The sequence below is a fragment of the Streptomyces sp. WG7 genome (genome assembly GCF_049975785.1).
In the GTDB taxonomy this organism is placed as follows: domain Bacteria; phylum Actinomycetota; class Actinomycetes; order Streptomycetales; family Streptomycetaceae; genus Streptomyces.
In genome coordinates this window covers 1-17,130 of the sequence record NZ_JBNGGE010000011.1, presented here as the reverse complement: position 1 = coordinate 17,130, position 17,130 = coordinate 1, and the positions used below count along the sequence as shown (strand labels likewise).

17 protein-coding genes are annotated in these 17,130 nt (G+C 72.0%); 8 read left to right on the top strand and 9 right to left on the bottom strand.

Annotated features, from left to right (window positions below; translation table 11 throughout):
- Nucleotides 1–298 precede the first annotated feature (298 nt).
- From ACP4J0_RS14085 to ACP4J0_RS14060, 6 genes are all read left to right on the top strand, one after another.
- Nucleotides 299–1,051 (top strand): sulfite exporter TauE/SafE family protein, encoded by a 753-nt coding sequence (locus ACP4J0_RS14085; protein WP_426599154.1) that lies wholly within the window; start codon nt 299–301, stop codon nt 1,049–1,051.
- Nucleotides 1,052–1,187: 136 nt separating this feature from the next.
- Nucleotides 1,188–2,597, top strand: a complete 1,410-nt coding sequence (locus ACP4J0_RS14080; RefSeq protein ID WP_426599007.1) for a cytochrome P450 — start codon at nt 1,188–1,190, stop codon at nt 2,595–2,597.
- Nucleotides 2,598–2,787: 190 nt separating this feature from the next.
- Entirely contained in the window at nt 2,788–3,516 is a 729-nt protein-coding gene (locus ACP4J0_RS14075) for a S1 family peptidase (RefSeq protein ID WP_426599006.1), read from the top strand.
- Nucleotides 3,517–3,740: 224 nt separating this feature from the next.
- On the top strand, nt 3,741–4,577 hold the full coding sequence (locus ACP4J0_RS14070; protein ID WP_426599005.1) for an ABC transporter ATP-binding protein: 837 nt from the start codon (nt 3,741–3,743) through the stop codon (nt 4,575–4,577).
- Nucleotides 4,578–4,682: 105 nt separating this feature from the next.
- Nucleotides 4,683–5,090: a hypothetical protein gene (locus tag ACP4J0_RS14065; protein WP_426599004.1), complete on the top strand. Its 408-nt coding sequence runs from the start codon at nt 4,683–4,685 to the stop codon at nt 5,088–5,090.
- A gap of 303 nt (nt 5,091–5,393) precedes the next feature.
- On the top strand, nt 5,394–6,359 hold the full coding sequence (locus ACP4J0_RS14060) for a YihY/virulence factor BrkB family protein (RefSeq protein WP_426599003.1): 966 nt from the start codon (nt 5,394–5,396) through the stop codon (nt 6,357–6,359).
- Nucleotides 6,360–6,404: 45 nt separating this feature from the next.
- On the opposite strand, the gene ACP4J0_RS14055 is transcribed toward ACP4J0_RS14060, so the two are convergent.
- The 6 genes from ACP4J0_RS14055 to ACP4J0_RS14030 all read right to left on the bottom strand — a co-directional run bounded on the left by ACP4J0_RS14055 (nt 6,405) and on the right by ACP4J0_RS14030 (nt 11,708).
- A complete protein-coding gene (locus ACP4J0_RS14055) occupies nt 6,405–7,274 on the bottom strand; it encodes an oxygenase MpaB family protein (protein ID WP_426599153.1) in 870 nt (289 codons plus the stop codon).
- An 87-nt stretch (nt 7,275–7,361) separates the two neighbouring features.
- A complete protein-coding gene (locus tag ACP4J0_RS14050) occupies nt 7,362–7,703 on the bottom strand; it encodes a transglycosylase family protein (RefSeq protein ID WP_426599002.1) in 342 nt (113 codons plus the stop codon).
- Nucleotides 7,704–8,006: 303 nt separating this feature from the next.
- Nucleotides 8,007–9,476 (bottom strand): MFS transporter, encoded by a 1,470-nt coding sequence (locus tag ACP4J0_RS14045; RefSeq protein ID WP_426599001.1) that lies wholly within the window; start codon nt 9,474–9,476, stop codon nt 8,007–8,009.
- Between the two features lie 423 nt (nt 9,477–9,899).
- The gene (locus ACP4J0_RS14040) at nt 9,900–10,241 is read right to left on the bottom strand and encodes a VOC family protein (protein WP_426599000.1); all 342 of its coding nucleotides are present in this window, start codon (nt 10,239–10,241) and stop codon (nt 9,900–9,902) included.
- Nucleotides 10,242–10,296: 55 nt separating this feature from the next.
- Entirely contained in the window at nt 10,297–10,833 is a 537-nt protein-coding gene (locus tag ACP4J0_RS14035) for a cysteine hydrolase family protein (RefSeq protein ID WP_426520100.1), read from the bottom strand.
- Nucleotides 10,834–10,910: 77 nt separating this feature from the next.
- Complete coding sequence (locus ACP4J0_RS14030; RefSeq protein WP_426598999.1) at nt 10,911–11,708, bottom strand: restriction endonuclease; 798 nt, start codon at nt 11,706–11,708, stop codon at nt 10,911–10,913.
- A gap of 142 nt (nt 11,709–11,850) precedes the next feature.
- Here ACP4J0_RS14030 and ACP4J0_RS14025 point away from each other — a divergent pair, with 142 nt between their 5' ends.
- Nucleotides 11,851–12,921 carry a right-handed parallel beta-helix repeat-containing protein gene (locus ACP4J0_RS14025; protein WP_426598998.1) on the top strand — a complete coding sequence of 357 codons (1,071 nt, stop codon included), beginning with the start codon at nt 11,851–11,853 and terminating at the stop codon, nt 12,919–12,921.
- Between the two features lie 59 nt (nt 12,922–12,980).
- Complete coding sequence (locus ACP4J0_RS14020) at nt 12,981–14,009, top strand: methyltransferase (RefSeq protein ID WP_426598997.1); 1,029 nt, start codon at nt 12,981–12,983, stop codon at nt 14,007–14,009.
- Between the two features lie 85 nt (nt 14,010–14,094).
- On the opposite strand, the gene ACP4J0_RS14015 is transcribed toward ACP4J0_RS14020, so the two are convergent.
- From ACP4J0_RS14015 to ACP4J0_RS14005, 3 genes are all read right to left on the bottom strand, one after another.
- Nucleotides 14,095–15,252, bottom strand: a complete 1,158-nt coding sequence (locus ACP4J0_RS14015) for a SchA/CurD-like domain-containing protein (protein ID WP_426598996.1) — start codon at nt 15,250–15,252, stop codon at nt 14,095–14,097.
- A 208-nt stretch (nt 15,253–15,460) separates the two neighbouring features.
- Entirely contained in the window at nt 15,461–16,159 is a 699-nt protein-coding gene (locus tag ACP4J0_RS14010; RefSeq protein ID WP_426598995.1) for a class F sortase, read from the bottom strand.
- Nucleotides 16,160–16,265: 106 nt separating this feature from the next.
- A complete protein-coding gene (locus ACP4J0_RS14005; protein WP_426598994.1) occupies nt 16,266–16,823 on the bottom strand; it encodes a hypothetical protein in 558 nt (185 codons plus the stop codon).
- Between the last annotated feature and the right edge of the window lie 307 nt (nt 16,824–17,130).

Below are 17,130 nucleotides of genomic sequence, written 5' to 3'. Positions count from 1 at the left end.
TGAGTTCCCGTCTACGCGGGCGGCCCGGTGGACTGCCCGCACCGAGGTGGCTGCCCAGGCTGTCCCTGAAGTCGGGAATGCCGTCTTTCACCCATCCGCCCGCTCCGCAAACGCGGTGATCGTATCACCGCATGATCAGGTGAATTGACGTCAAGAAACGCTCGTTCAGCAGCGGTTGGGGACCGGCGCACGGCCGGTCCTGGACGGTGAGTACAGTCGACCCCGTGAAAGATGCACACGACACCTTCCGGTCGGGCCCGGGGTCGGCGCGGGACGGCACGGCGTGACGCCGGAGGCCATGGCCGCGGTGTTCGCGGCGGGCTTCGGGGCCGGCGCCATCAACAGCGTCGTCGGCTCCGGAACGCTGATCACCTTTCCGGTGCTGCTGGCCACGGGACTGTCGCCCGTCACCGCCACGGTCTCCAACGCGCTCGGGCTCATCCCCGGTTCCATCAGTGGGGCCATCGGCTACCGGAAGGAACTGAGGGGCCAGCGCCGGCGCATCCTGAAACTTGGCCTCGGGGCGCTGCTGGGCGGTCTCACCGGCGCCACTCTGCTGCTGTCCCTGCCCGCCGACGCCTTCGAGACGATCGTGCCGGTTCTGGTGGGTCTGGCCCTGGTGCTGGTGGCGCTCCAGCCCCGGCTCGGCAGGCTGGTGCAGCGCCGCCGCGAACGCACCGGCGCCTCCCCCCGCCGTGACGGCGGCCCACTGCTGTTCACCGGCCTGACGCTCGCCAGCGTCTACGGGGGCTACTTCACCGCCGCGCAGGGGATCATCTACCTGTCCCTGATGGGCATGCTCCTCGACGAGTCCCTGCAACGCCTCAACGCCGTCAAGAACGTGCTCTCCGCCGTCGTCAACACCGTCGCCGCGCTCTTCTTCCTCTTCGCCGCGGACTTCGACTGGACGGCCGTCGCGCTCATCGCCGTCGGCTCGGCCCTCGGCGGTTACAGCGGGGCCAAGGTGGGCCGGCGCTTCAGCCCTCTGGTCCTGCGGATGCTGGTCCTGGCGGTCGGCACCGTCGCCCTCGTGCAGCTACTGCTCCGCTGACCCGGCGGCCCGGGGAGGCGGACAAAAGTGGAATCTTCCCCGCCGCTTGTTAACCCACACCGTGACCGCGCGGCCAGGGCGCGTGGGATACACCACGCCGTCGCGCGGATTGCCCCGGGGAGCGATCAGGGAAGCCATGGAGGCGCCCAAGGTCGACTCGAAGGGACGCACCCTCGTGACGCTCGTAGCGCCTCCCCCCATACCCAGGGCAGCGGGCTCGCTGCCGCTTCTGGGACACGCGGTACAGCTCCTGCGCGACAACCTCGGCTTCATCGCCTCCCTGCGCACCGCCTACGGACCGCTCGTCGAGATCACCCTCCAGCCCGGCACCCGCACCCTGGTCGTCCAGGACCCCGACCTCATCCGCACCATGCTGACCGACCTCGGACCGAACCTCGACAAGGGCCGGTTCTTCGAGAAGATGGGCCAGCTGCTGGGCGACTCCGTCGTCACCGCCGCCGGCCAGGCCCACGTCCGCAAACGACGTCAGCTCCAACCGGCCTTCGCCCGCGACCGGATCGCCCGCTACGTCGACACCATGCGCGGCGAGACCGAGGCCGCCGTCGACGGCTGGGCGCCGGGGCAGCGGCTCGACGTGCGCGAGGCCATGGTCGGCCTCAGCCTGAACATGCTCGCCAAGACCGTGTTCTCCGGGAGCCTCGACGAGGCCACCTTCCGCCGGCTGCGCGCCGACCTCTCCGTCGTGATGAACGGCGTCGGCGCCCGCGTCATGCTGCCCGACTGGATCGAGCGGCTGCCGCTGCCCGTCAACCGCCGTTTCACCGCCGCGCGCGACGCCGTACGGGCCACCGTCGACCGTGCCGTCACCGACCTCCAGGCCTCCGGCCACGACACCGGCGACATGCTGTCCCTGCTCCTGCGCACCACCGACGAGGAGACCGGCCGGCCGCCGACCGGGCACCAGATCTCCTCCGAGATCCTCACCCTGGCCGTGGCCGGCACGGAGACCACCGCCTCGGTGCTGTCCTGGGTGCTGTACGAACTCGCCCGGAACCCCGGGGTCGAGGCGCGGGTCCTGGGGGAACTCGACGACGTCCTCGGCGACCGGCCGGTCACGTTCGACGACCTGGGGCGGCTTCCGTACCTCGGGCGGGTCGTCGACGAGACCCTGCGGCTGCACCACACCGGGTGGCTCGTCACCCGCCGCACCGTCACCGAGACCCGGCTCGGCCCCTGGACCGTGCCCGCCGGGACCGAACTCGCCTACTGCCAGCATGCCCTCCACCGCGACCCGCGACTGTTCCCGGACCCGCTGCGCTTCGACCCCGACCGCTGGCTGGACAGCGACCAGCCCCGCCCCACGCACGCGTTCCTGCCCTTCGGCGCGGGCAAGCACAAGTGCATCGGTGACCGGTTCGCCCTCACCGAACTCGTCACCGCCCTCGCCACGATCACCCGGCGGGTACGGCTCGAACTCGCCCCCGGCCAGACGGTACGGCCCGTCGCCGCGGCCACCGTGCGGCCCCGCACCCTGCTGATGACCGTGCGCGGCAGAGAGGACTCCCCGGCTCCGTCCGCCGGCTGAAACCGAGGTGCCGGGCCGGCCGGCAGGCTGCGAAGGCCGGCCCGGACCCGACAGCCGGCCCGGATCCCTCGGCATAACGGCGCGTTATGAGAAGTCGGGACTGGTGGCCCCGGATCCCCGCCGGACATGCTGAGCGGCGCCCCCACACATCACCACGCGCTCCCACGCGTGTCGTCGGAATCGAGGAGCCTTGCGCATATCCAGACTCGTCCCCGCCTTGACGGCCGCTCTCCTGGCAGCCCTGCTGTCCGCCCTCGCGCTCGCGCCGAGCGCCTCCGCCGCGGAGCCGCGGCCCGGTGACGGCGGCCCCCAGCCGATCATCGGCGGCGGCTACGCGCAGAACGCCCCTTGGGCCGCCCGGCTGTTCTCCAACGGAACCCAGACCTGCTCGTCGACCATCATCTCCCCCACCTGGATCCTGACCGCCAAGCACTGCGTGAGCGGCGGAGGACTCTCCTTCCGCATCGGCAGCCTCGACCAGCGGTCCGGCGGCACCGTGGCGAACGGCGTCCGGACCGTCACCCACTCCTCGTCGGACCTCGCGCTGGTCCGGCTCGACCGCTCCGTCTCCGCCTCCTACGCACAGCTCGGGCAGCCGGGTACGGTGCGGGTCGGCCAGACCGTACAGGTCTACGGCTGGGGTGCCACCTCCCGGTGCGGCTCGGAGATCAACTGCCAGTCCCCGTACCTGAAGGTCGCGAACGTGAGCGTGACCCACGGCTGCCGCGACGCCTACTACGGTTCGGCGATCTGTGCCCGTCCCGTCGACGGCATCACCGCGGGCGGCGACTCCGGCGGCCCGATGATGGCCGGCGGCATCCAGGTGGGCGTCGCCTCGACCAGCGACCGGCAGACCACGACGGCGTACACGAACGTGACCGCCTACCGCTCGTGGATCCAGTCCGTCGCGGGCGTCTGACCCGCCCCCACCCCGAGGACCGAACCGGCGTCCGGCCCGACCGCGGCCTGTCTCCGTTCCGGCGGAGGCAGGCCGCGGGACCCGGCGCTCGCCGTCGATACCGGCGGGACGCCGACGCGTTCCCGGTGCCCGGCGTCCAGGGACCGGACGGCCCGACAAGCGCGTGGTGAATGCATCTACCGTTCACCGTGAACGATCTGCGTCCCGCGCGAAGGAGCCCCGGTATGGCCGGACAGACAGCCGAGTCCCCGGCGGACGAGCACGAGGCGGCCGTGCTCCGGCTCCAGGACGTGAGCGTCGGCCGCCACACGACGGACCGGTTGATCCTCGACGGGATCGACTGGACGGTCCGGCCGGGAGAGCACTGGGCGCTCCTGGGGGCCAACGGCGCCGGGAAGACCACCCTGCTGCGGCTGCTCGGCGCGCTCATGCACCCCACGACCGGCACCGTCGACGTCCTCGGCAGCCGGCTCGGCCGGGTGGACGTCCGCGAGCTCCGGACACACATCGGCCATGTCACCTCCGCCCAGCGGGTGCCGCAGGACCTCACCGCCCACGCGGTCGTACTCACCGGCCACAGCGGCACCGTGCAGCCCCTGTGGCGGACGTACGACGGCGAGGTCCGGCTCCGCGCCCACGGACTCCTGGCCGAACTCGGCGTCGAGGAGCTCACGGACCGGCCGTACGGCGTCTGCTCGGGCGGGCAGCGGGCCCGCGTCCTCATCGCCAGGGCGCTGATGGCCGACCCCGCCCTGCTGCTTTTGGACGAGCCGTTCAACGCACTGGACCTGCCGTCCCGCGAGGACCTCGTCGAGGCCATGCACCGACTCACCGAGGGGCGCCCGCAGCTGGCCACCGTGACGGTCACCCACCACCTGGAGGAGCTGTTCCCGACGGTCAGCCACACCCTGCTGCTGCGCGAGGGCCGGATCCTGTCCCAGGGACCCGTGACCGACGTCCTGACCGACTCCCTCCTGACCACCTGCTTCGGCCGTGACATCACGGTGGCCAGGCACGGGGGCCGCTGGTCCGCCTACTCGGGGCGGGGTGTGCGGAGTTGAGTGACTCGCCTGCGCGAGTGCCCGCATGACCACAGTGGTTCACCCGGTCGATCCGAGTTGTCGCATGACCGGTACTTCGCCGCACAGCTGCTAAGTTCACCCCCCGTGCATCCACAAGTATTCGACATGCGGTTCCGTGAACGCGGCCGCCGGACAACGAGCTTCGGCTTCGGACTGCTCGCCGTGGCAGCCGTGCTGTGGGTGTGGTGCGGCGTACTGCTCACCACCCCGTACGAAGCCGACCGCACGTACGCGACCAACCCGGTGGAGTGCGAGGCCCGCCTGTTCACCGATGACGGGACCGCGAACGAGGGACCGTTCAAGGATCCCTGCGGTGACGAACGGGACTGGCCCGAGGCGCTGGCTCTGCTCGGCCTCTCGGTCCCCGTCTCCGTGGGGGGTGCGGTGCTCCTCACCTACGGACTCATCGGTGTGCGGGTGAGCGAGCACGCCGCCGAACTGGCCCGCCTGCACGAACTCGCCGCCCGGGACAAGGGGGAGGCCGACGCGTAGCCCGTCGGGCGGGAGCGGTGCGAGGGGCGGCCCCGGGCGTATCGGCCACTGAACGTCCGGGACCGCCCCTCGGCTCCCCCTGCGGTGGCCTGCCCGTCCGCCGTCCGGAGAAAACGGGCCCTGCGGCGATGGGGGCGCAAGTGCACGCCCACGGGTTACCCCGGTCAACACGGTGATGCCGGCGAGGTGCGGGGGGCGTCCCGTCCGCGCTGCCGCCTCGTTGACGGGGCATGCGTACGGGTGGAGGACCCCCGCCCCGTCCGCCTGCCCGCCCGACCGCCCGAGCCGAGGAGCAGCCACACCGTGGGAACCGCCGTCCACGTCCCGCAGACCCGGGACATGCTCGGAGAAGAACTCTCCGGCGACGAAGCCCTGACCGCCCTGCGCCGGTACGGCCGCCTGCGGCTGCTGACCGACGCCTTCACCCGGTTCCGCTACGCGGACGGCTTCACCAACGCGCGGGCCCTCGCCTTCCAGGTCGTGATCGGCCTGGTCCCGTTCACCATCGCGCTCGTCGGCCTGGCCACGTCGGTGCACACCGAGGCCGTGGGCCGGGTCATCGAGCTCACCCTCGGCCGGATCGTGCCGGGGGCCAGTGCCGACGTCGTCCAGAAGGCGTTCGAGTCCACCCGGCGCAGCGCCGGCAGCGACGCGTGGAGCACGCTCGCTCTGTGGCTGGGCCTGGCGTTCGCCGTGCTCAACCTCGCTTCGGCCATGGGCCAGATCGAGCGGGGCGCCAACCGCATCTACGGCATCGAGCGCGACCGTCCCTTCCCCCGCAAGTACGCGAGGGCGCTGGTGCTCGCGCTCACCGCCGGGCTGCCCATGGTGCTGGGGTTCCTCGTGCTCGTCGCGGGCGAGGCCGTCGGGGACGCCGTGGCCCGCTCCGTCGGCGACCGGGACGGCGGCACCGGGTGGTGGGGCGTGCTGCAGGTGCCGGCGGGACTGCTGCTGGCCTGGGTCGCCTCGGCGGTGATCCTGCGCTGGTCACCCCGCCGCGACCAGCCCGGCTACACCTGGCTGGCCTTCGGTTCGGCGGTCCACCTCGTGCTGTGGGTCTCGGCGACCTGGCTGCTCGCGCTGTACGTCGGCCGGAGCGGCGCCTTCGGTGCCGTCTACGGTCCGCTCACCGCCTTCATCGCACTGCTGCTGTGGGCGAACCTCACCGCCGTGGCGCTCTTCCTCGGCATCGCGTTCGCCGCCCAGCTGGAAGCGGCCCGGGCCGGTATCCGTACGCCCGTACAGCCGGACCCCGGACCGGGTGCCTGACGTCGCCGGCGTCCACGGGGCGCCCGGCCGGCGCGGGCCCCGGGGCTACGTCCCCGCGCGGGGCGGGGTCAGCGCCCAGCGGATGCCCGCGGTCACGGCCACGCCGAGCGGGCGTACGCACACGCCTTCCGCCGGCGGTACCCGCGGCAGCCACAGGGCACGCGAGGCCCAGACCGGCAGCAGCGAGACCGCGTTGGCGGCGAGGACCGCGTACGGGAGGCGGGCGAGCAGCGGCACGGGCGGATTCAGCAGCAGGAACCGCGCGGTGCTCCGCGCTTCGCCGGTCGCGTGCAGTTCGCCGCGGTAGGCGGCCAGTCGCTCCACGAGTCCGGCACGGTCCACGGGCGGGTCCGGGACGCCGAGCGCGACGGCGATGCGCGCCGTGTCGGCCACGTAGGCGTCGCACCCGTCGTCGTCCAGGGGCTGGGCTCCGTAGCGCTGGTGGGCCCGCAGGAAGCTGTCGACCTCGGCGACGTGCACCCAGCACAGCAGGTGCGGATCGGCGGCGGCGTAGGCCCGGCCGTCGGAGGTCGTGCCGCGCACGGTGTCGTGCACGGCCCGTACCCGCGCGCACGCCTCCCGCGCGCTGTCGGCCGGTCCGTAGGTGGTGACGGCCAGGAAGGTGCTCGTCCGCTGCAGCCGGCCCCAGGGGTCGCCGCGGAATCCGGAGTGCGCGGCCACCGCCGCCATGGCCAGGGGGTGGAGCGACTGGAGCAGCAGGGCGGAGAGGCCGCCGATGAACATCGAGGCGTCCCCGTGCACCCGTCTGATCGGCCGCTCCGGTCCGAACCAGCGTGGGCCCGGTGTGTCGTGGATGCGCGCGTGGTTCTCCGGCCCCTGCGGCCCGGCGACCCTGGAGAAGATCAGGTCACCGAGCCGTGCGCGCGGGTCGGGGCAGCTGTTTCCGGAAGGCATGCGCATGGCCGGCGAGCCCTCCTTCCCCTGCCGCGGCCGGGTGGCTCACATATGACTACGTCTGCCCCGCTCCGCCCGGCGGGAACATCAGGAGCAGCCCCAGGCCGACATCCCCTGGATACGGGCCAGGCGTTCGGCCACGGCGATCTGCTCCGCGCGGGAGGCGAGGTCCGCGCGCGGGGCGTACTCGAGGCCGCCCGCCGCGATCCAGCTCGACGGTGCGAACTGCAGGCCCCCGTAGTAGCCGTTGCCCGTGTTGGCGTCCCAGTCGCCGCCGGATTCGCACGCGGCGATGGCGTCCCAGTCGGTGCGCAGGGGGACCGACCGGGAGGCCGCCGCTTCGGTGGTCGTACCCAGTGCGGTCGCGGCGAACAGGACCACCACGGCGGTCCGGACCTTGCGGCCCTGCGAACTGCGCACGCCACTCATATGAGCTTTTCGTCTACAGATCATACATAGACTGTTACCGCACGTGACGACCGCCTGCCGCGCCGAACACCCCGCCTTACGCCAGTCGGAGCACACGAACCATCCCCGACACGGCCGGCCCGGTGAAACCAACCGGCCCGCCCCGCCGGGGTGTTGTACCGGCATACGCCGCCGCCCTCGTGTACTCCGGCATGCTCCACGACGCGACGACGGCGCTTCGTGGGCGCCGAGGGGCGCGTGGGGTCGTGGGACGACGAGGCCCTCACGCGGGAGACGCACCGGTCCCCCGCCCGCTACCCGGCATCACGTCGCCGACCGTACGCGACGCGGGCTGTCCGTCACCGCGTCGGCGGCGAGGTAGTCCGGTACGGCCTCCGGGTCGACGAGGCGGTTGAGACGGCTCGGGACGTCGAAGCCGATCAGCAGGATCACTACGAGGGTCAGTGAGAACGTCAGCACCGCGAGTGACTGGCCCAGGGACATGGCCGACGCCAGCCTGGCACCCAGGACCGGCGCGACGGCGCCGCCCAGTGCTCCGACGTTGTAGGTGAAGCCCAGGGACGCGGCCCGGGTCTCGGTCGGGAAGTGACCGGCGATGAACTTGGGCAGCAGCCCCGAGATGCCCTGTATGCAGGCCAGCATCAGGAAGAGCAGGACGCCCAGTCCGACCCGGCTGTCCCTGATCGCGAAGACGGGGAAGACGAAGGCGATGCCGACCAGCAGCGTGCAGGCGTACGCCCTGCGCGTGCCGAACCGGTCGCCGAGGAATCCGGTGACGACGCAGCCTGCCATGGTGCCGAACCCGGCGTAGTAGAGCGCGTCACTGACGTGCTCGGGGGTGAAGCCGAGCTCGGTCTTGAGGTAGGTGGGCAGCAGTGCCTGGACCGGCCAGCTGTAGAGGAAGGCGCAGAACACGGTGACGCAGAGCGCGACGAACAGCAGCCACCGTCTGCGCCCGCCCAGCTGCACGGCGAACGCCACCAGACAGGCCGCCGCCACGACGGAGAGGACGGGTACCGCCCCGGCGCCGAACGGGGTGAACACCGCGAAGAGCGACGCCGTCGCGACGACCGTGAGGACGGTGTTGACCACCGCCCGGCGACGGCCCGCGAACAGCGGCCGGAACGGGTTCGGCCGTTCACCGGCGTTCCCCACCCGCGCCTCCCAGTCGTCGGCCTCGGGCAGCGCGCGCCGCACCCACAGCGCGACGACCACGGGGAGGAGACCGATGTAGAAGAGCCAGCGCCAGCCGTGCCCCGGCACCACGTGCTCGTAGACCTCCGCCGCCAGGACGCCGCCCAGCGAGAAGCCGGAGATGAGGAACCCGGAGGCGCGGTTGCGCAGCCGGACGGGCCAGCTCTCCAGGACGTAGGTGGCGCTGGCGCTGTACTCGCCGGCCATGCCCATGCCGATCAGGAGGCGGGCGGTGAACAGGCTGGTGTAGTCCCAGGCGAAGCCGCAGGCGAAGGTGCCGACCGAGTACAGCAGGATGCTGGCCACCATGGCGCTCTTGCGGCCGAAGCGGTCGCCGAGCGCGCCGAGCACGGCGCCGCCGAGCCAGCGGGTGATGAAGGCTCCGGAGACCAGGCTCGCGGACTCCACGGTCGACAGTCCGAAGTCGTCGGCGATCTCGGTCAGTACGAGGGTGATCAGGACGAAGTCGAAGCCGTCGAGGAGGTAGCCGATCCAGGCGGCGAAGAACGACTTCCATTTCTCCCTGGAGACCTCGCGGTACCAGGGCAGGGGGGCCGGGGTGGTGCGCACGGAGGGCATGGTGGATTCCAATGCGGGTGGGGGACGCGGGTGTGTCAGGACCGGATCGTCCGATCATGGATCGGGCCGCGGCCGTCTCGTCGAGCGGTACCCCGCGGTACGGCGGTGGCCGCGCAGTCGGCGGCGCTCGGCAGGCGGTTGGGGGCGCGGGCGGCGAGCACGGCGCGGCCGGGGCCCGTCAGGGCCGGGTCGCCCACCTCGGTGAGGGCGGCCGGGGCGCACACCGCAGTGACGGAGGCGGCGAGCGCGGCGGGGCGTCTGCCCGGCCTCCGCCACGCGCCGCCGGCCCGGTGGCGGGCCGGACGACGGTGAGGCGGCGCCGCTTCGGCGGACGGCGAGGACACGCGCACGTCGGCCGCGGCTCGTACTGCCCGTGTTCAGGCCGCGGATCCCACGGGACGGGTCCCGACACGCGCACCCCGGTCAGCGGGGGGCGCCGCCGAACTCGATCTCGTTCCCGCCCGGGTCCCGGTGTCCCGCCCTGCGCACACCGTTCGGGCAGGCCTCCCGCTTCGCGGGTTCCAGGCCGCGCTCGGCGATCGCGGCCACGCGGGCGTCGAAGTCGTCGGCGAAGACGGTGCGCGTCGCGCGGCCGGAGCGATCGGGCCGGTGCTCGACGCCCGGCGACCGGTGCTCCGCGCGTTCCCACCCCGTCTCCGAGCCGCTCGCGACGAACGCCGACGGTGCTCCCGGCAGCCGCTCGTACCGGCCCGGGGCCGCCGCGTGGTCGTCGACGGGGGTGCCGGCGAGAAGGCCGAGGGTCACGCCGCCGGCACCGGCCGGGCGCCCGCCTCGGCGTGCCGTACCGCGGAGGATCACCTCACGTCCACAGTTCGCCGCTGTCGCACACCCGGGCCCCCATGTTCCGCTGCATCATGCGCAGCGCGGCGTCCGCGAGGTCGGCGTGGATATGGGCGACCGCGTCGCGCGGGACGATGACTTGCAGGTGGCGGATGTGGGCGTCGAGCGCCGAGTAGAGCACGCACTGTTCGGTCACCTGCCCGCACAGCACGAGCCGGTCGATGCCCTGCTGGTGCAGCAGGTACGTCAACGGGGTCTCGAAGAAGATCGAGTGGCGTGCCTTGACCACGAAGAGGGAGGCTTCGTCGGGCCGCAGCGGCTCGACGAGCCGGGCGTGCGGTCCCGAGAGAGCCTTGTCGAGGATCTCGCCGTGGTGCGAGCGCCATTCACCGAAGTTGTCGTTGACGTAGATCACGGGGACGCCCTGTCGCCGCGCCCGCTCCAGCAGGCCGGTCTGCGCCGGCAGCACGGATTCCACAGAGGGGATCAACGAGTCGGCGTCCTCGTGATCGTAGGTGTTGATCATGTCGATGACGATCAGCGCGGTCTTGCCCATGCTGCCCAGGTTGCCACCGGGCGGCGGGAAAACCGCTCTTTGCCGGCGGACGGCGGGGCGAGGAGTCCGCGGGCAGATCATCCGAGGGCCCGGTCCGAGGGTGCCGTCGCTTCCCCGGCGAGGGGACTCAGTGCCCAGGGCGCCGGTCCCCGGCCCTCGTTCCAGGCGCGCAGCCGCTCCTCGTTCACGCAGACTATTCCGCACCGCTCGGCATACTCGGCGGCCGGTGCGGTGAAGTCGCTGCTGGTGACGAGGACCGCGATGTCGGCCTCGTGCACGGTGAAACAGGTGCCGCCGAAGCGCTGAAGGTCCTGGGAGCCGACCTTGTTGTCGTCGCCGTAGCGCTTGCACTGGATGACGACGCGCCGGCCGTCGGGAGCCAGCGCCACCACATCCGCGCCGAGGTCGCCCGCTCCGCCCACGACCTCCACCTCGGCGCAGCCGTCCCGTACGCAGAGATCGGCTATCACCTGCTCGAACTCGTCGGGGCTCAGCGCCTCGTGGTCGACGACCGCGACCTCGGCGGACTCCTCGGCGCCGTGCGCCTCGGCCGCCGGCGCGGCCGTCCGCGGCTCCTCCAGCGCGTCCAGGGCTGTCGCCGTGGCCTCCTCCAACGCCCCGGTGGTGCGGCGTGCCAGCCGGGACGCGGAGAACCCCGAGCGCCCGCGCCAACAGACGACGCCTGCCACCACTGCCCCGAGTACCAGGACGACGGCCCAGGCGGGACGCCGCTCCGCGACGTCGAACGCCGTCCGCACGACCCACCCCGCGATGATCAGGCCGACAGCGGCGAGACCGAAGAACATGGCCGTCGCCCGGAGGTCGAAGCGGCGCCCGGAGCGTCTCGGGCGGGTGCGGTGTTCGGACACGGTCACGATGGTCGTTCCTCCCTGCGGCCGGCATGTCGGTCACTTACGCCGTCTGCCCGGGAACCACCGGTTCACCGTCCGTTCATGACACGCCGTCGGATGGCTCATCCGTCCCGCGCGTGAATCTTTCGGGCATAACGTGCGGAATATGAAGAAATGCCATGTTGTGTACCTGGTGTGCACCGCAGCGATGGTCGGCACGGGGCTCGGCGCGGCTCCGGCATCCGCCGACCACACGACCCACGTGGTCCACCCCGGCGAATCGATCCAGAAGGCGGTGGACGCCGCCGAGCCGGGCGACACCGTTCTCGTCACCCCCGGCACCTACCACGAGAGCGTCAGGGTGAGCACGCCCGGGCTCACCCTGCGCGGCGTGGGCCGCAGCACGGTCGTCAAGCCGAGCACGGAGAAGGCCGCCGGCAGCACCTGCGCCGAGGACGGCAACGGCATCTGCGTGATCGGAACGAAGGACAAGAACGTCAAGGACGTCACCATCGCCAACCTGACGGTGACCGGCTTCAAGCGCACCGGCCTGTTCTCCGTGGCCACCGACGGGCTCACCGTGCGGAACGTGACGGCGGAGAAGAACGGTGTCTGGGGCATCGCCCAGGAGCAGTCGGTGCACGGCACCTTCCGCGACAACGTCGCCCGCGACAACGGCGACGCGGGCATCTTCCTCGCCAACACCGTCAAGGCCGAGGAAGGCGCCGCGGACACCGAGGGCACGGTCGTCGTGCACAACCGGGTCGAGGGCAACCGGATCGGTGTCACCGTCCGCCGGCTGCGCAACCTCGCCGTCGCGGACAACTACATCAGCGGCAACTGCGCGGGCGTGTTCGTCGTCGGCGACGAGAACAAGCCCAAGGCCGGCGACCTGGTCGTGCGCGACAACCACGTCGTGCGCAACAACAAGTCCTGCCCCAAGACCGACCGGCTGGACGCGCTCCAGGGCTCCGGCATCGTCCTGACCGGCACCGAGAAGGTCCTGGTCGCGGACAACATGGTCGAGGGCAACTCCGGCACGTCCCCGATGTCGGGCGGCATCGTCCTGTTCAAGAGCTTCGTGGGTGTCACCGGCGAGAAGAACGAGATCAACGGCAACAGGCTGCGTGACAACTCCCCCGCCGACCTCGTCAGCACCGAGACCGGGGCGGCCGCCAAGAGCAACACCTTCGAAAGCAACACCTGCGGGGCATCCAAGCCCGCGGGGCTGTGCTGACCGACCGGCCGTAGCCACCCGTGGACCGACGCAGGCCGAAGCAGGAAGGAAGGCGGCACATGACGACCGCACGGAGTGCCCCGCCCCCGCCCATGCGGCTGAGGGAGCTCGTGTTCGGGGCGGCATGTGCCGCCGCCCTCCGCGCGGCCGCCCGGCTCGGGGTCGCCGACGCGCTCGGTGACACCCCCATGGCCGTGGCGGACCTCGCGGCCTCGGTGAAGACCGAGCCCGGGCCGCTGCGCCGGCTGCTGCGCACCCTGACCTGCTACGGCGTCTTCACCGAGGGCGAGGACGGCAGGTTCGCGCACACCGACATGTCCCTGCTGCTGCGCGAGGACGATCCGCACAGCCTGCGCCACATCACGCTGTGGTGCACGGAGCCGTGGACCTGGGACGCGTGGCCTCGGCTGGACGAGGCGGTGCGTACCGGCCGCAACGTCGTCGAGGGCCTGTACGGCAAGGAGTTCTTCACCTACCTCAACGAGGACGCACCCGAGTCGGCCGAGGTCTTCAACCGGGCCATGACGACGTCCAGCCGCCAGTCGGCCCGGGACGTCGCGGCCCTCCTCGACCTGTCGGGCGCCACGTCGGTCGCGGACATCGGCGGCGGCCAGGGGCACGTGGTGGCCAGCCTGCTGGAGAAGTACCCCGCGATGCACGGCACCCTGCTCGACCTGCCGCGCGTCGTGGAGAACGCCGACCCTCGGCTGCGCGAGGGCGGAGCGCTCGCGGACCGGGTACGCGTCGTACCGGGCGACTGCCGGGTGGCCGTCCCCGTCCAGGCCGATGTGTACATCATCAAGAACATCCTGGAGTGGGACGACGACAGCACCGCCCGCGCGCTGCGCAACGTCAGTGCGGCGGGCGGGCCCGGGGCGCGGGTCGTGGTCATCGAGAACCTCGTCGACGACACGCCCTCGATGCGGTTCAGCACCGCCATGGACCTGCTGCTGCTCCTCAACGTCGGCGGCGCGAAGCACACCACCGACAGCATGGTCGGCCGGCTGACCGAAGCGGGCCTCGTCATCGACGACATCCGCCCCGTCAACCCCTACCTGCACGCGTTCGACTGCACCGTGCCCCGGTGAGCCCACCGGGAGACACGAACCTCGGCCGCCGGCCCGCGCACGACGCGGTCCGGCGGCCGACACGTGGACGCCTTGAGGAGGAGGGTCAGGCACCGGGCGAGCGGCGGTCGGTGACGAGCTCCATGCGGGCACCCTCGAGAGCGCGGGCGAGGTCATCACCCGCCGGCGCGGAGGCGTCCGCGGCGGCCGGGCCGTCCAGGAGCGTGGTCAGCTCGGCCACCTGGCCGGCGTCCCGGAGGCCGAGGGACATCGCCGGGCCGGCGGCGTCCAGCCCGCCACGTACGTCGACCAGCCGCACCACGATGTCGTCGCGCTGGAAGATCGTGCTGCACAGGACCGGGCTGTTCGGGTCGTCCGCCACCGCCTCGTCGCGCTCGGCCAGCAGCCGGGCCAGCCGCATGCCGCAGCCCGGCCGGGCCGGATACGACAAGGCGTGCCGCCGCGCGGCCGGGTCCTCCTGTCCCGCGGTCACATGGTGGACGGCGGGCAGCGCCGCCCGCGCGTAGAACATCCGGGCGGACTCCGGGTCACCGAGGTCGCGGTCCTGCTCCAGATACGGGTTGATGGCCTCCTCGACGGCCCGCACCTCGGGCTGCTGGGCCACGTGCCGCAGGGCCGCCAGCAGGTCGCCGCGCACCTCGATGGCCCGCACCACCCGGTTGCCGTGCAGGAACAGGGACGTACGGCACAGCCGCGTGGAGTCGTCGACCCGCAGCTCGGGCGCGGCGTAGCCGGCGAGGATCTTGCCGACCGCCTCCTCGCTGCCCGGTTTCACCGTGAACGTGAGGGCGTGCCGGATCACGCCGTCACCGACGCGCGGCGCCGTCTGGAGCCCGCCCCGGGCGGTCTCGGCACCCGCAGCCCGGTGGCTCGTCTCGCGCACCACGTGGAAGCGGAGTGACCTGGTGTCCCGGACGCAGTCGTGCAGCGGCTTCACCATCCGCACGTGCTCCTCGCTGCTCACCCAGTTCAGGAACGGCGGGGCGCTCTCCCACTCACTGGTGATCAGCCACTGCGAGGGGTTCTCGATGGACTGGCAGAGCTGCTCGCCGAGGTGCCCGGGGACGGACTCGACATGGCTGCGCAGTTGCTCGTACGTCTCCAGGAACTGCTGCTGGGCTCCGTCGTAGACCTCCACCAGCAGGACGACCCGGAGTCTGGAGCCGTCGAACACGGACTGGGAGACGTGGTGCGACACCTGTCGCGTCAGCGGTTTCGGGGCAGGGGTGGACGTAGTGGTCATCCTGCGCTCATCTCCTTCGCTGGGGAGGAACTGAACGTCGACCCGCAGTGATGCGACGCCAGCGTGCCTCGATCCTGTGCCCGGCCCCGCGGGCCCGCGACTCGTGTGCACTGCGCGGGTGACCGGCGGTACCGGGACGGCTTGCGGGACTCGGTCGTACAGAACTCGGTCTACGGAACTCGGTATACGGAACTCGGTCGTCCGGAACTCAGGTGAGGTGCGCGAAGACCACCAGGTTCTCGGTGTAGTCCTTCGCCTTGCGGTCGTAGTCGCCCGCGCAGGTGATGAGCCGTGCCTCGGCCCGGTCCGCGTCGCCGTACACGCGCTCGCTGGGGAAGTCGTTCTTGTCGAACGTCTCCAGGCCGTCGACCTCGAAGGACGCCGTGCGCCCGTCGGCTCTCTCGACGTGGAAGACGTCGCCCTCGTCCAGTTGGCCGAGGTACGCGAAGACGGCCGCGGACGTTTTCGTGTCCACGTGTCCGGCGATGATCGAGGTGCCCTTCTCTCCGGGGGAGGCGCCCTTGGCGTACCAGCCGACGAGGTTGGTGTCGTCGGGCGGCGGGGCCTGGAGCTGCCCGTTCGCGCCGATGGCGAGGTCGGTGAAGGGGGCGTCGACGGAGATCTCCGGGATGAGCAGGCGTACCGGCTTCGAGCGCGGAAGGTTCGCGTCCGTGTCCGTGTCCGCGTCCGCGTCCGTGTCCGCCCCCGCCTGGCCGGCCGCGGCGGGCGGAGCCGACACGCTGGGCTGCGCGGCGACCGGGGGACGCATGGAGTCGGTCGGCGTGTCGTTGCCGCCGAGCAGGCTCATCGCCAGGACCAGGAGGGCCACGGCGCACAGCACCGTCATGCTGCGGGACGTGGTCGGCGCCTGCTCGTCGTCGGCGGGGGGAGAAGGGGGGACTGGCATCGAGGACCACCTCACTGAGGCACGGGCGGACAGGAGGGGAGGGAGCGAGCCGGGCCGCCACACGGTGCCTGGGTGGCGGCCCGACTGCTATCGCGCCCGGCATGGCTCACGCCACCCCGTTTGCCGACTTCCTGCGTCGGACGGCGTACAGACCGGTCCCGGCCACGGCCAGGACGGCCAGCCCGCCCACGGTCGTGGTCGGCGCGTCCAGCCCGCCGCCTCCGGTGTGCATGCCGCCGCGCGGCTTCTCGTGCTCACCGCCGCCCCAGGACTTCTCACCGTCGTCCTGCTTGTGGCTGTCCGAGCCCTTGGAGCCACCCTCCCAGTCGCCGTTCACCATGGTCAGCGCACCGCCACCCGTGTGCATGCCGCCACGCGGTTCGTCGTACTTGCCGCCCTTGTCGTGTTCCTTGCTGTGGGAGGCGTCGTCGTCACCCTCGCTGTGGGAGGCGTCTTCGTCACCCTTGCTGTGGGAGGCGTCGTCGTCACCCTTGCTGTGGGAAGCCTCGTCGTCCTTCTTGTGGGAAGCGTCGTCGTGCTCCTTGCTGTGGGAGGCGTCGTCCTGGTCCCAGTCACCCCCGACCGCCGCGTAGGCGCCGGGAGCACCGAGGACGAGGACGGCCGAGGCCGCCGCCGTGGTCAGGAGCATGCGAGCTGAGCGCATCAGAATTCCTTCCGTCACGACCGGGCAGCTGGTGCTTCGTCAGCTGAGGTGACCCGGCCCCGACGTGAATCACCGTCAGCCAACTCCGCGCATCGCACCACTCGAGGCGCTCAGCCGGGTGAACGCCCGCCGGATCCGCGGCCCGTGGGCGGGTGGGAGGGACGCCGCGGCATCACCCAGCGGTGGTACACACGCACGTCGCTCCCGCACGCGGCACGCCGCCGGACGCGCACCGGGCGGCGGGCGGCGGGCGGCGGGCGGCGGGCGGCGGGTCCACGTCTCCAAGACGGTCACCGACCCCTGGACC